Genomic DNA, 18020 nt, shown 5'->3' on the forward strand with positions numbered 1-18020 from the left:
TCTTTCCCTAAAAGGCAGACGATCTAGGAAGAGTGATTGTCCGCCCAAGTGGAAATCTCCCGATGGGCGATCGACCAATTCTCCTATTTTCTCTCTCTTCCCTCATCGACTCTTGATGATTAGGATGACCCCTTTCGAGAGCGGTAAAGGAGAGAAAAGAAAAAGGTATGGGACCCTACTTTGAGCCGGCAATAATAAGAATTGACGCTGTAAAAGACTTATATTAAGTGTATCTAATCCCCCGCCTAAACTCCTCTACCTGCGGGATGAATTATTAATATTTTATATCTCTAAACCTCCGGTTAAGCCAGCCCTGTGACCCTACCCGATCGCCCAGGAATAAGGGATTTGCCGCTCCAGATTTTTTACTATTTTTAAAGAAAAATCCGCTATTTTGGGGCCAAATTTTATAGAGTTCCTACCCGAAATCTGGAAAGATTACTCTAGGGATTTTTTTAACCGGGCTTTCGTAATACCCCTCATAGCCGCTCTTCTAGCCGCTTCTCCAGGTTCAAAAAGCGGTTTTTTTTAATATCTTAACCCCAGGTCCGCTTAATTTTTATTCCCCCGGTGAGTGGAGAGCCAATCTATCAAAAGAGGTAACCCCAGGTGATTTTTAAATTTAGGCTAATCCGTCAACCCTCCTGGGGTAGAGAGGGTCCCATCTCCGCGCTTTTTGAATTTTAAATCCCCCTCAAGCCTGGGCTAAAGGTATCCGACTTCATCCCGGTTTCTGGTCTACTTGCAGTCTAATTCTGGGGCGGGACTAGATTTGAACGCTCCAGTGAAGTCTTAAGGTTAAAGTTAGAGAGGAAACGGCTTGTTGGGGACTCGGTTCACATTAAATCGGGAATAGTTGACTATGAACCGAGATCAGAAATGACTGAATTTAGGTTCGTTTTTAGGGGCAAATAAAAACCCATCGAGTTAAGCTTCGTATTCGTCTATGGCTCGATTGGCTTCGGCGTCGGCTAGGGCGTTGTCTGCTCTACGGACGTGTTCAGGAGGGGCGTAGCTTTCAAATTGATTAAGGAGAGATTTTACTTGGTCATAGAGGGGTTTTAATTCCGGTTTTTTGACGCGATATTGGCCGAGGAGTTGTTTGACCATCAGTTCACTATCGGCGCGGAGTTTAACACGGGTTGCCCCCATTTCTAGGGCGGTTTCTAGGCCGAGAATGGCGGCTTGATATTCCGCTTGATTGTTGGTGGTTTCGCCGAGGTATTTACAGACTTTATTCAAGATATTTCCCTGTTCATCAAGGAGGACTGCACCGGCTCCAGCAGGGCCGGGATTACGGCGAGAGGCTCCGTCTGAATAGATTGTGATATACATGAAAAATGACTCCTTTAGAGGTGAATGGGTATTGTACTGCAAAAGGGAGGGGCGATCGCCAGGATTGGATAATAATTTTATTCAGAATTAGATGGAGGAGTGGAGATGCGATCGCCGGATGGATTAGGGATATTCAACAATTAAGGGTCCATGCGGGAGCAACCGGCGATCGGCATGAGCTTTTTTATTGAGGGCATGAAAAGAGGCAATGGGAATCTGTTCACTCACCGGCAATTCACTCAGGTTTTCCACTTCCCAAAATACGGCCCAGGTGCTTTTATCGAGTTGCGCTGAATCGGGGCGAAATCGCTTTTCTCCAGGATATCGACCGCGACGGGAGGGGAGGTGTCCTTGGTAGATGCCATGCCACGCTACGGACATCAGAAGGGGTTTATCAGAGTCAGAATGGGAGGGGTAGATAAACACTTCTACCCCTTGACCTTTTCTGATTTCATCGGCTTCCCGAAACAGTTCCCAGGAATCACTTCCGAAGACAACTTTCCCCTCGCGATCGCAAGTTTCCTTGCCGGAAATTAAGTGGGCTTCGGAAACGGGGGCCAGAATTGCAAAGGCTTTGGTGATGGTCATTTAATTTAACATCCTTAGATTTTCAGACTTAAAGGTTACTGGGTTTTCATCCCCGAGTTTTTCAGTTTCCTAAGCTGGTTATTCAAAAAACTGAATTTTCGGCTAATCTCAGTTTACTGGCTTTCTGGAGACACAATGATATCGGCATTACTTTTTGATTTAGATGGAACCCTGTGCAACACTGACCCCACTCACTTTAAAACTTGGGTGGAACTGTTGCGGGAGTATGGGATGGAGATTGATGAAGCCTTTTATCAAGCCCGGATTACCGGACGGCTGAATGAGGCAATTATTCAAGATTTGTTCCCTCAACTTTCACCGTTGGAGGGGAAGCAACTTGCAGATGAAAAAGAAGCGAGGTTCCGCAAACTCGCCTTAAAACTAGAGCAATTGGCCGGGGTCTCCACTATTTTAGCCTGGACTGAAGAACGGAAATTATTGCGATCGCTCGTCACGAATGCTCCCCCGAAAAATGTAGAATTCATGTTACAAGTGTTGGGATTAACTGAAATGTTTGAATCGGTAATCTTAGCAGAAAATTTACCCGCTGGCAAGCCTGATCCGCTTCCTTATCGAGTGGCATTGGAAAGATTAGGGATTGGCGCATCGGAGGCGATCGCTTTTGAGGATTCTCCCTCGGGGATTCGGTCAGCGGTGGGGGCTGGTATTTACACCATTGGCATTGCCTCGACTCAATTGCCGAAGTACCTCAAAGATTTGGGTGCATCAATGGCGGTTTCTGATTTCACTGACCCGGAACTGTGGAAGTTGCTGGATACGATTTAGAGGCCCTTCTGTTCTCTTCAGATTTGGGGTTAAATTGCATTGTTTTATCGCGCAAAAACAATGCAATTGTTTTCTCTGATACCATTTAGCCGATACCTTCTGAATGCGATGGTATTGTAAATGAATTTGCCCCTTAAATCTTCTCTCTTTAGAAAGATGCTGTGTTGGCCTGTTTGCAGCAATAATCAAGAGTGAGTTTATTTGAGACTTAAAGGGTCTATTCCCACTCTAATCAGTAGGTTCTATTAAAACGTATGACGGTTACACTAGGTTCTAATTATTTAGGGAACGATCGCTGTGAGTTTACCGTGTGGGCACCCACGCTTAAGGAAGTAGCGGTAGTGATTGCTGCGGAGGATAAAAACCGGGCGATCGCAATGGAAAGGCAGGCGGAAGGATACTGGAAGGCGACTGCGGAAGGGATTACACCGGGGACTCGATATTTCTATCGGTTAGATGGGAATCTGATGAGACCCGACCCCGCCGCGCATTTCCAACCCGATGGGGTACATGGGGCCTCAGCCGTGGTAGACCCAAAAGCCTTCTCCTGGACCGATCGCAGTTGGTGTAACCTTCCCCTGGAAGAGTATATCATCTATGAACTCCACGTTGGCACATTTACCCCTGAAGGAACATTTGAGGCAATTATTCCCCGTCTTGGCATCTTAAAAGATTTGGGAATTAATGCCATTGAAATTATGCCAGTCGCTCAATTTCCTGGCGATCGCAACTGGGGATATGATGGCGTATTTCCTTATGCCGTCCAGAATTCCTACGGAGGACCTGATCAATTAAAACAATTAGTTGATGCCTGTCATCAACAAGGCATCGCCGTCCTTATAGATGTGGTTTATAACCACCTCGGTCCTGAAGGTAATTATTTACCCGATTTTGGTCCCTATTTTACCAACAAATATCGACCCCTTTGGGGAGAAGCGCTAAATTTTGATGAAGAATACAGCGATGGAGTGCGCCACTTTTTCATTGAAAATGCCCTTTATTGGCTGCGAGAGTATCACATTGATGCATTACGCTTAGATGCGATTCAAGCTATTTTTGAAATGGGGGCTCGGCCTTTTTTGCAGGAACTTTCTGATGCCGTAGCGGACTTATCTGAGCAGGAAGGACGAAAATTTTATATCACAGCGGAAAGCGATTTAAACGATGCGCGGGTTTTACGTCCTAAAGAACTGGGAGGCTATGGGCTGGACTCCCAATGGTGTGATGATTTCCATCATGCTTTGCATACGTTATTGACGGGAGAAAGTGACCGATACTATCAAGATTTTGGTCAAATTGAACAGTTGGTTAAATCCTTTAAAGAGGGGTTTATTTATGATGGACAATATGCGCCCCACCGCAAGCGCAAACATGGAAATTCGGCGAAGGATCAACCCGCTCATCAATTTATTGTATTTTCTCAAAATCACGACCAAACCGGCAACCGAATTGGAGGCGATCGGCTTTCTAATTTGATTTCCTTTGACGGGCTCAAACTAGCCGCAGCCGCCGTATTACTCTCTCCCTTCTTACCCTTTTTATTCATGGGCGAAGAGTATGGAGAAACCGCCCCATTTTTATATTTTGTCAGCCACTCGGACCCCGACCTCATCGAAGCAATCCGCCAAGACAAAGAAAAAGAATTTAAGAAAGGTTTTGAATCAGGGAAATTTAATAATCCTCAAGATGTTAACACCTTTTCTCAATGCCAACTGAATTGGGAAAAACATCAACAAGGTCAACACCAGGTTTTATGGAACTTTTACCGCAAATTAATTGAATTACGTCGCACCGTTCCAGCCCTGAAAAAGCTCAGTAAAGAAACCCTAGACTGTAGCTGCCTGAAAGCCGAAAATCTCTTGTTTGTCCGGCGATGGGCTGAAAAGAGTCAAGTCTTTTATGTGATTAATTTCAGCACTAACACCGTCAAATTTGAACCGAATATTCCCGAGGGAAATTGGCAAAAAATCTTAGACTCTTCTGAAGAAACTTGGAAAGGTTCAGGGTCCTCCTTACCGGAAGTGCTTCACCCCCAGAAATCCGTTTCAATTCCCCCTTTAACCGTCGCCGTTTATCAAATGGCGGAATAAAAATACTCCTCCCTGTCGTTCTCGGGTACCGCCGGGAAACGGCAGGAGAGGATTTATCTCCTACCTACTCAAGCGGACAGCATATAAAATAGCTTGATGTTATACCCCCCTTGTAAACCTTTTATTTCCACCCCAATTCAAGTTAAACCATGAGAATTCCCAAAGCCACTTACCGCATTCAATTTAACTCTAAATTTCAATTTACAGACGCTGAAAAAATCGTTAATTATCTGGCCGATTTAGGAATTTCAGATATTTATGCTTCGCCTATTTTTAAAGCGCGTCAAGGCAGTACCCACGGCTATGATGTGGTAGACCCCAACCAGATTAATCCGGAACTGGGACCCCCAGAGGCTTTTGAATCCTTGATTAAAAAAGTCCAAGAAAAAGACCTCGGATGGGTGCAAGATATTGTCCCCAATCATACCGCCTATGATAGTGAAAATGTCATGCTAATGGATGTCCTGGAAAATGGAGCATCCTCGGATTATTTTGACTATTTTGATATTGCCTGGAATGCGCCTTATGGGGATATTAGTGAAGGGGTTCTCGCTCCTTTACTGGGGAACTTTTATCAAGAATGTCTGGAAAATGGGGAAATTCAGCTTCAATACGATGCCACAGGATTAACCGTCCAGTATTATAGCCTAAAACTGCCCATCCGTATCGAGTCTTATGTATCTTTTTTGACTCATAATTTAGGCACACTGCGAAGAACTTTGGGACGAAATCATCCCGAGTTTATCAAACTGTTGGGAATCCTTTACTTACTAAAAAGTATTCCGGCTGAAACCAAGGGACGAGAACGATATGATCAACTGACGTTTGTTAAAGGGTTGTTGTGGGAGTTATATGACCAAAATCGTGATATCTGCCAATTTATCCAGGATAACCTAAAGGAATTTAATGGCACACCGGGAATACCCGAAAGCTTTAATTTACTGGAAGAGTTGCTGCGGGAACAGGTGTATCGCCTCACCTTTTGGAAAGTAGGGGCGGAAGAAATTAACTACCGACGATTTTTTACGGTGAATGAACTGATTTCCGTTCGGGTGGAAACCCTGCGGGTATTTCATGATACCCATCATTTAATCACCAAGCTAGTTAAAGAGGGGAAATTTACCGGGGTCCGGATTGATCATATTGATGGACTTTATGACCCTCAGCAATATTTACAACGATTGCGAGAAAAATTAGGAGATATCTATATTACGGTAGAAAAAATCCTGGAAATGGCCGAAATTATGCCATCCAATTGGCCGATTCAGGGCACCAGTGGCTATGATTTTATGAATCGCCTGAATGGGTTGTTTTGTAACCGCAATAATCAAGACCGATTCAGTGAGATTTATGGCAAGTTTACGGGATTAAATCACAGTTATAAAGATTTGTTTTTTGAGAAAAAGCATCTGATTGTCGATCGCAATATGGCAGGAGATGCAGACAATCTGGCTCATTTGTTAAAATCCATCGCCAATCAATCCCGGGAGGGTCGAGATTTTACCTTATATTCTCTAAAACGAGCACTGGTGGAGGTACTGGTAGCGTTCCCCGTCTATCGCACCTATATTAATGGAGAGGGGGTCAGCAGTCGCGATCGCCACTATATCCAAGAGGTGATTGATCAAGCAAAAGAGCTTCTACCCTTGCAGGGAAAAGAGCTTGAGTTTATTGAAAAATTAATGTTACTGGAAAATGCGGATTATTTAACGGAAGAAGAACGAGAACAGCGTCTCTATTCCGTGATGCGGATTCAGCAATGGACAGGACCTTTGATGGCAAAAGGGATTGAAGATACCCTCTTTTACGTTTACAATCGGTTGGTTTCTCTTAATGAAGTCGGTGGCGACCCCGCCCAGTTTGGGTTGACTTTAGATGAGTTTCATGAGTTTAATACTCAACAAAAAGACAGTTGGATTCATAAAATGAATGCCACTTCTACCCATGATACCAAACGGGGAGAAGATGTCCGTGCCCGCATCAATGTTCTGTCAGAAATTCCCGATGAGTGGGAACAGCAAATCACCTCCTGGCGAGAAATTAATCAAGGGCATAAAACAAAACTGCCCGATAAAGTCGTGCCTACTGCTAACGATGAATATTTCTTTTATCAAACCTTATTAGGTGCTTTTCCCTTTGCGGAAAGCGAGTATTCTGAATTTATTCAGCGGGTTAAAGATTGTTCAATTAAGTCGGTGCGAGAGGCGAAATTACATACGGCGTGGTTGCGCCCAGATACCGCTTATGAGGAGGGATTTCTGGCCTTTATCGATGCCGTAATGCAACCGTCACCCGAAAATCAATTTTTACAAAAATTCCAGCCGTTCCAAGAGAAAATAGCCGCTTATGGGGTTTATAATTCTTTGGCTCAAGTGTTGCTAAAACTGACTACTCCTGGAGTGCCAGATTTTTATCAAGGAACGGAATTGTGGGATTTAAGTTTAGTTGACCCCGATAATCGGCGTCCTGTGGATTTTGAGCAACGGATAACAGGGTTAAGAGAGATTCGTACCCAAGCATCTGCGGATATTTTAGCCTTGATGAAGGAGTTACTGTCTCATCCAGAATCGGGAAAGATTAAACTCTTTGCGATCGCCCGAATTTTAGAAGCAAGAACCCAGGCAATTGAACTGTTCCAAACGGGCGATTACCACCCCTTGAAAGGGTCGGGAAAATTTAGCGAAAATGTGGTAGGGTTTGCCCGATCGCACGGCAATCAAGTAGCGATCGCGATCGCACCCCGCTTTCTCACTCATCTCATTCAACCAGACACATTCCCCTTGGGACAAGTCTGGCAAGATACCCATTTAGAATTGCCTTCCGGACTCCCCTCCCAGTGGCAGGATGCAATTTCCGGACAACCCATTCAAACCGATGGCAGTTTGTCCATTGCCCAAACCTTAACCCATTTCCCCATCGCCTTGCTCATGAGTCAACCCTCTTAATCAGGGGTGACTCTCGTTTAAATTAACCCGATGGCAGCCCCCTAAAGGCAGATTTAGAGACGGATATTTTCCGTCTCTATTTGAGGTTGAGGAACCCTATAAAATCAGTAGTCCCTCATCCCAAGGGCAGATGAAAGGGGCATTCTGACCGCTTTTTTACAGAAACGCTACAATAGAATAAAGGGCGATATCTGAGATAGATTTGCGTTCTTTTTAAACCGTTAATTTAATATCAACGCTTGATAACCATGATAGCAGATGTCTTTCAACCGAACGAATTCCCGAGTCCGAGTCGCATTGCGGCGATGAGAGAATATATCAAAAAAACTTGGAAAACTCTCTATCGTTCTCATGCTCATATTTTAGAAGCGGCCAAAGATGAAAAAATCGGTCATACAGATAACCAACGCTGGCCGATTTATATTTCTGCAATGGAGGATAAAGCTCGGGTAGAAGCCGAATTCAAAAAGGTTTTAACCCCCGATGAATTTAAACAAATTGAAGTTTTGAGTCTTCCTTCAGAAATTGACCAAATTACCGAACATGGATTGTTGTATCTTCCCGGAGATTATGTAGTACCGGGGGGTCGGTTTAATGAAATGTATGGATGGGATAGTTATTTTATTGTTCTGGGATTGTTACGGGATGGGGAGATAGAATTAGCAAAAAGTCAAGTAGATCAGCTAATTTATCAAATCGACCATTATGGAACGATTTTAAATGCGAATCGGAGTTATTTGTTATCCCGATCGCAACCGCCGTTTTTAACCCCGATGATTTTGGCGGTGTATGAACAGACTCAGGATAAAGACTGGTTGCGATCGCTATTGGGGGCGGTAGAAAGTCATTACTATTATTGGATTGTCCCCCCCCACTTGAATCAATCCACGGGACTTTCTCGCTATTGTGCTTTAGGAGAAGGACCCGCCCCGGAAGTGCTGGTATCAGAAACTGATGCTCAAGGGCGAACTCACTACGATCGCATCCGAGAATATTATCGACGATTTGAAGTGATGGCGTATGATGTGAGCTTGTATTACGACAAAGAAACCGATACCCTGACTGACCTTTTTTATAAAGGCGATCGCTCCATGAGAGAATCAGGATTCGACCCCTCCAACCGTTTTGGTCCTTTTAATATCGATATTATCCATTACGCGCCGGTTTGTTTAAACGCCCTACTCTATCGAATGGAGCAAGATATTGCCCAAATTCTGAGGATTTTAGGCAATCCGCAACTGGCAGAATCCTGGGATGAGCGCGCTCAAACCCGTCATCAGTTAATCGATAAATTCCTCTGGGATGAACCCTCCGGTTTGTACTTAGATTATAACTTCCGAACCAACGAACGCCGCCTCTATGAATTTGCCACAACATTTTATCCCTTATGGGTTGGACTGGCATCAGAAGAACAAGCGCAACGCGTGGTAGAAAACTTGGAGTTATTTGAAGCCCCCGGAGGATTGCTTACCAGTTCTCATGTTACTGGAAATCAATGGGATGCGCCCTTTGGTTGGGCACCTTTAACCTTAATTGCGGTAGAAGGATTGTATCGCTATGGATATCGCAGTGAAGGCGATCGCATTGGGGGCAAATTCATTAATTTAGTCACCCAAGAATTTGAAAAAACCGGCACACTTTTAGAAAAATATGACGTTCTCTCCTGTTCTTCAGAAGTTTCCAACGAAATTGTTTTTGGTTACAATACCAATGAAGTGGGATTTGGTTGGACCAATGGTTCAATTTTGGAATTGTTAGCCGAAGCGAAAAAGATGTAAAAACCAATACCCCCTCAAGGGTGCGGTTAACGGAATCAAACCCACTGAGAAAGGGTAATGTTAAACTAGGACTTATCGCGGAAATTTTAAGCGGATATTTTGAAAGAGAGGGGTACTTCATAAATTACCCCTCTCTTTTGCTTAATCTGATCCATAAATCCGGGGTGGATTGGATATAAAGAAAACCGATTACAACATTTTAAAAGGCTGCCTAAAAAAAGGAAGAGAGGGCATTTTTTATGCGGTTTATCAGCCGTCTATTCTTCTTTTTTTTCAACCACTAGGGTGAGACGAGCGACCATTGCCCCAATTGCGCCAACTGCTGCCACCACGGGAAATAAAGCCACCCCAATGGTTCCTCCGACAACGCCCACGGTAAGAGGAATTTCAATTAATGTGTGACCTTCTTCATTTTTAATGACAATCCGTCGGGCATTTCCTTGTTGAATTAGTTCTCTAACTTTTTTTACCAGGTCGTCTCCATTAAGTTTAAACTCTTCAACCCGAACGTTTGAATTAGTTTGCACTTCGGGGTCAATGGGGAGGACAGGTTCTTGGGAAGAACTAATGACAGGTTCTTGGAAAGGAGTTCCGAGGGGATCTTTTGGACGAATAGGTTCAGTCATGATAATCAGTCCTGTAAATGAAAGTATGCTTATAGTCTATCAAATGGTTTTAGGGATGAGTGGCGATCGCCCAAGGGGAAGCGATCGCCTGGAGGGTAAAACTGGGAGAATGAGGTATCCCAGTCGTTTTCAGAGGGAGTTGAGTGTAGTTCTCCAGTGACGGGAACGAGGGATTCTGAAGAGAGAGAGGGTTTTGAACCTAACCGATGGAGAGTTGAGCCTATTTTCGCTACAATCATCACAGCAGAACTCAACAGAGAACGGGAGGGAGAGCGAGGAGAATTGAGGCAAAAGGAGGAGGGGTTGCCTGGGGTCGCACTCTTGACAACCGGGTGAAAGCAAGGGAGGATTTGAAAACCTCTCCCTGACCGTCTAGGACGTTAGTACAGTAAGGGGTAGAAACCGTGTTTTTTTACCAACGGGTCTCTACTTCTATTGCTCCCATGAGGAGAGAAAATCCAGTTTCTTATCCCCTTGATTCAATACGGTTCAACAGCGATCGCCATCATGGAGGGGTCTAAACTTCTATTTAGGACCGGGAAAACTTCTCAGAACTGATAAGGTAAAACCGTTCTAATTGATGCGGCTCAAGGGGTTGTTTTATCTCTTGATTTAACCTTTTTTAAAGCATCTCTTTTTAGGTAAATTAATCACTTTAAATGGGTATCATTCCATGTTGAAACAGGAGCATCTACTCATCCAATTCAGGGAACGGGTTAAACCGGATCATTGGCTTGAAACAACAGAACTTCTGTTATTAGTAGGATCCGTTGTGGGGACAGTAGCAGCGGCGATCGCCAAACAGGCGGCTTATGCGGCTGCCCCCGTAACCCTTGCCCTCTGGCTAAATTTTATTAACCAGAAACGTCGAGACGGGTTGCAAGACGAGAAAATCCCCTTAGTTATTTCTGAAATTGAACTCAAACTATCAGAATTAGACCGCCAATTAAAAACCATCCCTGCGCCAGTTACTATTAATTTATCTGAAGTTCATGAAGAGTTATCAAAACTGAACAAATCCGTGACCATGATTGAGGGCAAAGCTGCGTTTATGACCTCAAAAGTTTACGATAACTTAAGTTTAAAAATTGACGCTTTGCAAAAACAAATTTCTGAATTTACCGAACCTTTTGATCTCACCCGGTTTGAAGCCAAAATTGCCTCATTGAATGTGGCCGTTCAATTTTTAGCACAACGCCCGATTATTGATTTGCAAGACTTTGACAAACTGCATCGTCAAATTTTGCAAGTGGAAGCCGATCGCCGAGAGGTCCTCTCGCCTTACCTTCAGCAATTGGAAGGGGAAATTCAAAAGTTACAACAGACTGATTTGATTCTCACCCGGAAGGTGGATACCCTAACTCAAAAGTTTAACGCCCGACCAGAAATGGCCCAACTGTCTAAATTAAGCCGCATTGTGGCCCGGTTAAGCGATAGTTTAAACCAAATGCAACAGACGGAAGCGATCGCCTCCCTCTATGAAGATATCTCCGGACTCTCCCGGGAGATCAACCAGTTAAAGCAACAATTGAAACTCCAACCCAAACTTACCCCGCTTCAGGAACTGCCTCGAACTCCGCAGAATGATCCATTCGGCATGGATCGGTAGAGGGATCACCGGGGATTGAACTGCCGAAACCCTACTCCCCCGCCTCTATAGACCTTTCCTCCTCCCGGGTGAAACGCCCCTGGCGAAGGAATTGCACCTGATCCCCGCCACAGTTTCTGGGGATTTAAGCGGGCAGCTTGGGGGCAAAATAGAATAGCCGTCTATTTTTATTCTTTTGGGGACTTAGAAGCCACCCAGTTTTCAATTAAAATAGTTTCTTCTATGCCAGACTTAATAGTTTAGCGTCGATCCCCGATCACCCGAGGATGATCCTCAATGTTAACCAATAAAGAAAAGGATTAGAGGAGGTAAAAAGAAGTGACGACCGATATTACCACAAAAGAAGTCCGAGCGCAGATCGAAGCAATAAAAATTAAAGTTGAACGCAACGGCCATTTGACCCCGATCGCGCAAATTGCACCCGTTGAGGTTGAAGGGACTAAAATTGAGTACGCCACCTTCCTCGGCAGCGATCGCTTCACCGAGTTAAACCCCCAAATTGGCGATACCCTCCTCCTGTGTCATGGGGGAACTGACAAAATGGCGGAAGTGGTGGGGGTCATTTCCGAAGAACGGTCTTCCGGCACTCAACCCTTTAAAATGCCCAAGCACTGCCCCGAATGCGGATCCCCTGTCATCCGGACGGCTGATGATGAAATCAGTTGTATTAACTCCTCCTGTGCGCCCATTCTTCCCTACAGCTTGCTTAATTGGGCTAGTCGCGATGCAATGGAAATTAGCGGATTGGGAGAAAAACTGGCCCACCAACTGATCGAACATGGTTTGGTTAAATCCGTGGCCGACTTGTACGAAATCAACGCAGACCAACTGATCACCCTGGAACGGATGGGGAAAAAATCGGCAAAAAACCTGCTCAAGGCGATCGCCAAATCCAAATCCCTCCCCTGGTCCAGAGTCCTCGCCAGTTTAGGCATTCGCCAAGTCGGTCGGGCCACTGCACAAGTGCTCGCCCAAGAATTTGCCACCGTCGGAGACCTCGCCAAAGCTGAAATCGCCGAACTAGAGGCTATGGAACGGATCAGCCCCGAAACTGCCCAGTCTGTCTATTCCTGGTTCCGGATTCAGGCCAATCAAACCTTAATTGAGCGCTTATCCGCTGCCGGGTTGCAACTCCCTTCCGTGGCATTACCGCCGATCCTAGATGTCCCCGTCGCCCCAGAAACTGCAACCCAGGAGGCACACCCCTCCCCGGCACCCCGCGACCCAGAACCCGTTGCTATGCCTGCTCCTTCTACCGCAGAAACCCCCGCCCATGAACAGTCCCCAGGGAATGCGACTGCTCAACAATTACAAACCGCCACTGAACGTAACGCTCAATTACAATCGGATTTAGAGCAAGCGACTCAGCATTCGGGTCAATTGCAATCGGAGTTACAGGAGATTCGGACCAACTTAGAACGGGCGGAACAACAAACAGCGCAACTTCAATCAGAACTAGAGGAAACTCGGCAGCAGTTGGCTCAGGCAAATCAATCTGAATCCCTGGAATCGGAACTGGCGCAAAAGAGTACCCAACTCACCGAAACTCAAGAGCAAACGGCTCAATTACAGGCTCAATTACAGGAAATTCAGTCTGCGTTAGAAGCTTCTACTCGCCAAACGGAAGAGCTGAAAACTGAGTTAGGGCAAGCTCATCAACATTCAGGAGAATTAGAAGCGCAACTGAGTCAGTTACAAACTGAGTTAGCGCGATCGCAACACCATTCAGGGGAATTAGAAGCTCAACTCAATCAGTTACAAACGGAATTAGCTCAATCCCAACAAAATTCAGGGGAATTAGAAGCTCAACTGACTCAGGTACAAACGGAGTTAGCTCAATCCCAACAAAATTCAGGGGAATTGAATTCCCAACTGAATCAGTTACAAACGGAATTAGCTCAATCCCAACACCATTCAGGGGAATTAAATTCTCAACTGACTCAGGTACAAACGGAATTAGCTCAATCCCAACAAAATTCAGGGGAATTAAACTCTCAACTGAATCAGTTACAAACGGAGTTAGCTCAATCCCAACAGCATTCAGGGGAATTAAATTCTCAACTGAATCAGTTACAAACGGAGTTAGCTCAATCGAAACAACATTCAGGGGAAGTCGAGTCTCAACTGACTCAGGTGCGAACTGAGTTAGAACAAGCTCATCAGCAATCAGGGGAATTAAACGCTCAACTGAACCAGGTGCGATCGCAGTTAGCGCAAGTGCAACAGCATTCCGGGGAACTCGACTCTCAACTGACTCAGGTGCGAACCGAGTTAACGCAAGCGCAACAGCAATCAGGGGAATTAAACTCTCAACTGAACCAGGTGCGAACCGAGTTAACGCAATCGCAACAAGAGCGATCGCAGCTTCAATCCCACCTAGAGGAACGGGGGGAAAGATTGCAACACCTGGAAGGGGAGAAACAGGACTGGCAACACCAACTTTCTGAAACCCGGACCCAATTACTGGGAGTGGAAGAGATGCGATCGCACCTGCAAACCGAACTCGCTCAAATTAAGGCAGAAAACGAGCGCGCACAACAACAGCGATCGGACTTACAGACTCAGCTTGCCAAATCCCACGCAGCACAGTCCCAACTCCAGGGGGATTTATCACAAACCCAAGAAAAATTACAGCGCGTCTTGCAGGATCAATCCCATGCAGAATCCCGAGTCACCCAAGCTAACCGCGAGCGATCGGAGGCACTGTCACAATTGGAAGCTGCCAACCAACAGCGATCGCAGCTAGAATCCCAACTCGCCCTCATGCGATCGCAAACTCCCCTCTTAAAAACCGGAGTCGTTCTAGCGTTCCTCTTCGGTTCCCTAATTGCCTGGTTCTCAGCGTTAGCCATTTACTAACATTGTATCTTTTTTCCATAACTCTAGGATAAATGTATAAACAGAGATGTAGCACCACCGCTACATCTCTGTTTTTTTCGCAACTTCATCCCGAATCCGGTTATTATCGGTCTATAAAAACCCGCAGGCTCAAGCCTGGGACTATACTAACGAAGCCCGCTTACGCGGGCTAAAAGTCAGGGAATCCGGTTGTTATCGGGCTATAAAAACCCGCAGGCTCAAGCCTGGGGCTTTTTATAGATATCCTCCTACCTTTAGTCCTTACTCCACACTGAAGATATTGCCTTCAGGAGGGAGGTTGAACTGGGAAATGAGCGGATTGCACCGAAAAATCAGGGTTGCAGCCACTGTTGCCCTTGATTATGTGAAAAGTGCATTGCTGCCTTGCGTAAAAATCATACTTATAAATATTTTGTAACTTTAGATACGCATCCCCCTAGTTGATGCGACTAACTTATAGGGAAATCAAGCGGAAATAAAGGAGAAAATGAATCTAAATAAAAATAAGGTAATCAATGATACGGTTTGGACATTTTTAGAAATTTGCTAGGTTATTATTTTCATTAAGAGGCAACAGATAAAACGAGGTTCTCTATGACGTTAGCCACAGAAAAGCCCACAACGAGTTTAAATAAATTTGAAAAAATCAAGGCCGAAAAAGACGGACTTGATGTAAAAAATCAGCTAGAAGATTTTGCTCAAATGGGCTGGGAGGCCATTGATGCGAGCGATCGCGACTACCGGCTCAAGTGGCTGGGGGTGTTCTTTCGCCCGGTGACGCCCGGTCAGTTCATGGTAAGGATGCGGATGCCTCATGGAGTCATGAATAGTCTGCAAATGCGGGTCCTTGCCGAGATCGTAGAGCGGTATGGAGAGGATGGAAATGCAGATATTACCACCCGACAAAATCTCCAACTGCGGGGCATCAGAATAGAAGATATTCCCGATATTTTCAACCGATTTAAAGCAGCGGGAATGACCTCGATTCAGTCGGGGATGGATAACGTTAGAAACATTACAGGGTCTCCGGTTTCAGGGATCGACAAACATGAGTTAATCGATACTCAAGAGTTGGTCCAAAAGGTCCAAGATATGATTACCAATACGGGAGAGGGTAACCCCGCTTTTACCAACTTACCGAGGAAATTTAACATTGCGATCGGTGGATGTCCAGACAACTCTATTCATGCCGAAATCAATGATATTGCCTTCGTTCCGGCTTATAAAAATGGAGAAATTGGCTTTAACGTACTCGTCGGGGGCTTTTTCTCGGCGAAACGGTGTGAAGCGGCGATCCCCCTCAATGTTTGGGTCCCCCCCAATGATGATGTAGTGGAATTATGCCGTGCTATTTTAGAAATTTACCGAGATCATGGACCGCGAGCCAATCGCCAGAAGTCTCGTTTAATGTGGCTGATCGACGAATGGGGCGTAGAGAAATTCCGGACTGAAGTCGAGCAAGAGTTCGGAAAACCACTAGCCGAAGCTGCTGAGAAAGATGAGATTGTTTGGGAAAAACGGGATCATCTGGGCGTGTTCCCTCAGAAGCAAGCGGGCTTAAACTTTGTGGGATTCAATGTTCCCGTGGGTCGGTTGTTTGCCCCCGAGATGTTTGAGTTGGCTAGACTGGCGGAAGTCTATGGCAATGGTGAGATCCGGTTAACGGTGGAACAAAATGTCATTATTCCGAATATTCCCGATTCGCGGTTAGAAGCCTTATTGCAAGAACCGATTTTAGAGAAATTTAGAATTGATCCCGCACCCCTGACGCGATCGCTCGTTTCCTGCACCGGCGCTCAATTCTGTAACTTTGCCTTAATTGAAACCAAAAATCGCGCTTTAGCCTTAGTTCAAGAACTCGAAGCCGAATTAGAAATCCCCAAAACCGTCCGAATTCACTGGACTGGCTGTCCCAATTCCTGCGGACAACCCCAAGTCGCAGAGATTGGCTTGATGGGAACCAAAACCCGCAAAAATGGCAAAACTGTGGAAGGGGTGGACCTGTACATGGGCGGTAAAGTGGGCAAGGATGCTCACCTAGGTAGCTGTGTTCAAAAGGGGATTCCCTGCGAGGACCTGAAACCCGTATTACGGCAGTTACTCGTCGAGCAGTTTGAGGCGAAACTGAAACCTGGAATGGCTCATGCCATTGTCGATGTACCTCCGGAATTAGAAGAGTCAACTGAACCCTCTACCGCGAAAGCAAGTCAACCGGCAATCGTCACCTTTGCCAAGTCTGGTAAAACCATTTCCTGCGATGACTCTGCCCCGATTTTAGAGATTGCTGAACGCGAGGGAATCGAACTCGATAGCAGTTGCCGGGGTGGAACTTGCGGGACTTGCAAGCAAAAACTCCTCAGCGGAGAGGTTCGCTACGAAAATGAACCCCAGGCCCTGAGCAATGGCGATCGCCAGCAAGGATATATTTTGGCCTGTAGCGCCCATCCCATCGGTCCCGTGGAAATTGACGCCTAACCGAGGCACTTGTCAAGAAATTTTGACTTAAACCCATCACGTTCTGTCAATCCGCAACTTTATCTCAACAGGAGTAAAATAATCCATGTCTTCTCAAGAATTAGCCTCCAAACCGACTAACTCCGTTTCTTCTAGTCCGGGAGCAGATGAAACCCCCAAAGCCTCCAATTCCCTGGCCCTACAACTCATCTGTGCCGTAGGTGTCCTAGGGTTTTCTGGATATATGTTCAGTAGCTGGCATCAGACCCTAGTTCAACATAGTCTCGCCCAGAAAGCTCAAGCCGAAGCCCCCGTAGTGGCGGAAACCCCAGCAACAGCTCCGGTGGAGGCTCAAGTGCAACCCTCGGCGACTCAACCCGCCATGACGGCAACCCCTGCTGCGATTACCCCACAAGTCGCCCCTGCCGCCCCTGCCGCTGTCCCGATGCTCAGCGAACCCGCGCCCACCCCGGCAATTACGGACCCGGCAACCTTGACCAGCCTCAGTCAAAAACTGTACGAACAAATTGATGGCAACTGGAAGAGTTATCCGACCTTTACCAGCAATTTAGTCTATCAAGTCCAGGTGCAACAGGATGGGGCGATCGCCGGGTATGACTCACTGAATCAACCGGCTGAAGATTACCTGGGGGAAACCCCCCTGCCGGAATTAACCTCGAATACCGCGCCCCTAGCTGAAACTTCAACCGAGCCCCAGGCTAAGTTTCTAGTCTTGCTCATGCCCAGCGGGACCTTAGAAATCAGTCCTTGGGTGGGGAACTAGAACTGAGCCGCTGAAAGCTGCACGAGGACTAAGTGGGCGATCGCAAGGCGGGGGATCATCTAGGCTGATTCCTTCCCCTCCAGGCATCCCGGGACAACCCAGGGAAAAGACTAAAGGGTAAATCCAATTGTTCGAGATTGACCGTTTTTTAAACTCGGTTATGCTA

General features: G+C 45.9%; 12 protein-coding genes and 1 pseudogene. 10 read left to right on the top strand and 3 right to left on the bottom strand.

What is annotated here, in order from left to right; genetic code table 11:
* Positions 1-927: 927 nt before the first annotated feature.
* Together NG796_RS17300 and NG796_RS17305 are read right to left on the bottom strand one after the other, a co-directional pair.
* Positions 928-1335, bottom strand: coding sequence for a ribonuclease HI family protein (locus tag NG796_RS17300; RefSeq protein WP_261208110.1), 408 nt, complete (start codon positions 1333-1335; stop codon positions 928-930).
* A gap of 123 nt (positions 1336-1458) precedes the next feature.
* Complete coding sequence (locus tag NG796_RS17305) at positions 1459-1923, bottom strand: hypothetical protein (protein WP_261208111.1); 465 nt, start codon at positions 1921-1923, stop codon at positions 1459-1461.
* A gap of 135 nt (positions 1924-2058) precedes the next feature.
* Between NG796_RS17305 and NG796_RS17310 the strand changes: the two genes are divergently transcribed.
* The 4 genes from NG796_RS17310 (at position 2059) to NG796_RS17325 (ending at position 9522) form a co-directional block, all read left to right on the top strand.
* The gene (locus tag NG796_RS17310; protein ID WP_261208112.1) at positions 2059-2709 is read left to right on the top strand and encodes an HAD family hydrolase; all 651 of its coding nucleotides are present in this window, start codon (positions 2059-2061) and stop codon (positions 2707-2709) included.
* Between the two features lie 254 nt (positions 2710-2963).
* The gene (gene treZ / locus NG796_RS17315) at positions 2964-4799 is read left to right on the top strand and encodes a malto-oligosyltrehalose trehalohydrolase (RefSeq protein ID WP_261208113.1); all 1836 of its coding nucleotides are present in this window, start codon (positions 2964-2966) and stop codon (positions 4797-4799) included.
* A gap of 149 nt (positions 4800-4948) precedes the next feature.
* The gene (gene treY / locus NG796_RS17320; protein ID WP_261208114.1) at positions 4949-7744 is read left to right on the top strand and encodes a malto-oligosyltrehalose synthase; all 2796 of its coding nucleotides are present in this window, start codon (positions 4949-4951) and stop codon (positions 7742-7744) included.
* A gap of 248 nt (positions 7745-7992) precedes the next feature.
* Positions 7993-9522: a trehalase family glycosidase gene (locus NG796_RS17325; protein ID WP_261208115.1), complete on the top strand. Its 1530-nt coding sequence runs from the start codon at positions 7993-7995 to the stop codon at positions 9520-9522.
* A 257-nt stretch (positions 9523-9779) separates the two neighbouring features.
* Here the strand turns inward: NG796_RS17325 and NG796_RS17330 are convergent, their stop codons facing one another.
* Positions 9780-10148, bottom strand: a complete 369-nt coding sequence (locus tag NG796_RS17330; protein WP_261208116.1) for a DUF4342 domain-containing protein — start codon at positions 10146-10148, stop codon at positions 9780-9782.
* Between the two features lie 25 nt (positions 10149-10173).
* Here NG796_RS17330 and NG796_RS17335 point away from each other — a divergent pair, with 25 nt between their 5' ends.
* The 6 genes and pseudogenes from NG796_RS17335 (at position 10174) to NG796_RS17355 (ending at position 17854) form a co-directional block, all read left to right on the top strand.
* Positions 10174-10308, top strand: coding sequence for a hypothetical protein (locus NG796_RS17335; RefSeq protein WP_261208117.1), 135 nt, complete (start codon positions 10174-10176; stop codon positions 10306-10308).
* A gap of 513 nt (positions 10309-10821) precedes the next feature.
* Positions 10822-11757 carry a hypothetical protein gene (locus NG796_RS17340; protein ID WP_261208118.1) on the top strand — a complete coding sequence of 312 codons (936 nt, stop codon included), beginning with the start codon at positions 10822-10824 and terminating at the stop codon, positions 11755-11757.
* Positions 11758-12075: 318 nt separating this feature from the next.
* Positions 12076-14616: a helix-hairpin-helix domain-containing protein gene (locus tag NG796_RS17345; protein ID WP_261208120.1), complete on the top strand. Its 2541-nt coding sequence runs from the start codon at positions 12076-12078 to the stop codon at positions 14614-14616.
* A gap of 594 nt (positions 14617-15210) precedes the next feature.
* A pseudogene (locus NG796_RS17350) lies at positions 15211-16746 on the top strand (ferredoxin--nitrite reductase); the annotation flags it as partial.
* A 6-nt stretch (positions 16747-16752) separates the two neighbouring features.
* Entirely contained in the window at positions 16753-17091 is a 339-nt protein-coding gene (locus tag NG796_RS26485; protein ID WP_317619322.1) for a 2Fe-2S iron-sulfur cluster-binding protein, read from the top strand.
* Positions 17092-17176: 85 nt separating this feature from the next.
* A complete protein-coding gene (locus tag NG796_RS17355; protein WP_261208124.1) occupies positions 17177-17854 on the top strand; it encodes a hypothetical protein in 678 nt (225 codons plus the stop codon).
* The last annotated feature ends 166 nt before the right edge of the window (positions 17855-18020 follow it).

The sequence above is a fragment of the Laspinema sp. D2d genome, from assembly GCF_025370755.1.
In the GTDB taxonomy this organism is placed as follows: domain Bacteria; phylum Cyanobacteriota; class Cyanobacteriia; order Cyanobacteriales; family Laspinemataceae; genus Laspinema.

Bases quoted from the DNA above. Each gene is read 5' to 3' on its own strand.
- NG796_RS17355 (WP_261208124.1), top strand. From the start codon at position 17,177: ATGTCTTCTCAAGAATTAGCCTCCAAACCGACTAACTCCGTTTCTTCT.
- NG796_RS17305 (WP_261208111.1), bottom strand. From the start codon at position 1,923: ATGACCATCACCAAAGCCTTTGCAATTCTGGCCCCCGTTTCCGAAGCC.
- NG796_RS17300 (WP_261208110.1), bottom strand. From the start codon at position 1,335: ATGTATATCACAATCTATTCAGACGGAGCCTCTCGCCGTAATCCCGGC.
- NG796_RS17340 (WP_261208118.1), top strand. From the start codon at position 10,822: ATGTTGAAACAGGAGCATCTACTCATCCAATTCAGGGAACGGGTTAAA.
- NG796_RS17310 (WP_261208112.1), top strand. From the start codon at position 2,059: ATGATATCGGCATTACTTTTTGATTTAGATGGAACCCTGTGCAACACT.
- NG796_RS17335 (WP_261208117.1), top strand. From the start codon at position 10,174: ATGCTTATAGTCTATCAAATGGTTTTAGGGATGAGTGGCGATCGCCCA.
- NG796_RS17330 (WP_261208116.1), bottom strand. From the start codon at position 10,148: ATGACTGAACCTATTCGTCCAAAAGATCCCCTCGGAACTCCTTTCCAA.
- treZ (WP_261208113.1), top strand. From the start codon at position 2,964: ATGACGGTTACACTAGGTTCTAATTATTTAGGGAACGATCGCTGTGAG.
- treY (WP_261208114.1), top strand. From the start codon at position 4,949: ATGAGAATTCCCAAAGCCACTTACCGCATTCAATTTAACTCTAAATTT.
- NG796_RS17325 (WP_261208115.1), top strand. From the start codon at position 7,993: ATGATAGCAGATGTCTTTCAACCGAACGAATTCCCGAGTCCGAGTCGC.
- NG796_RS26485 (WP_317619322.1), top strand. From the start codon at position 16,753: ATGGCTCATGCCATTGTCGATGTACCTCCGGAATTAGAAGAGTCAACT.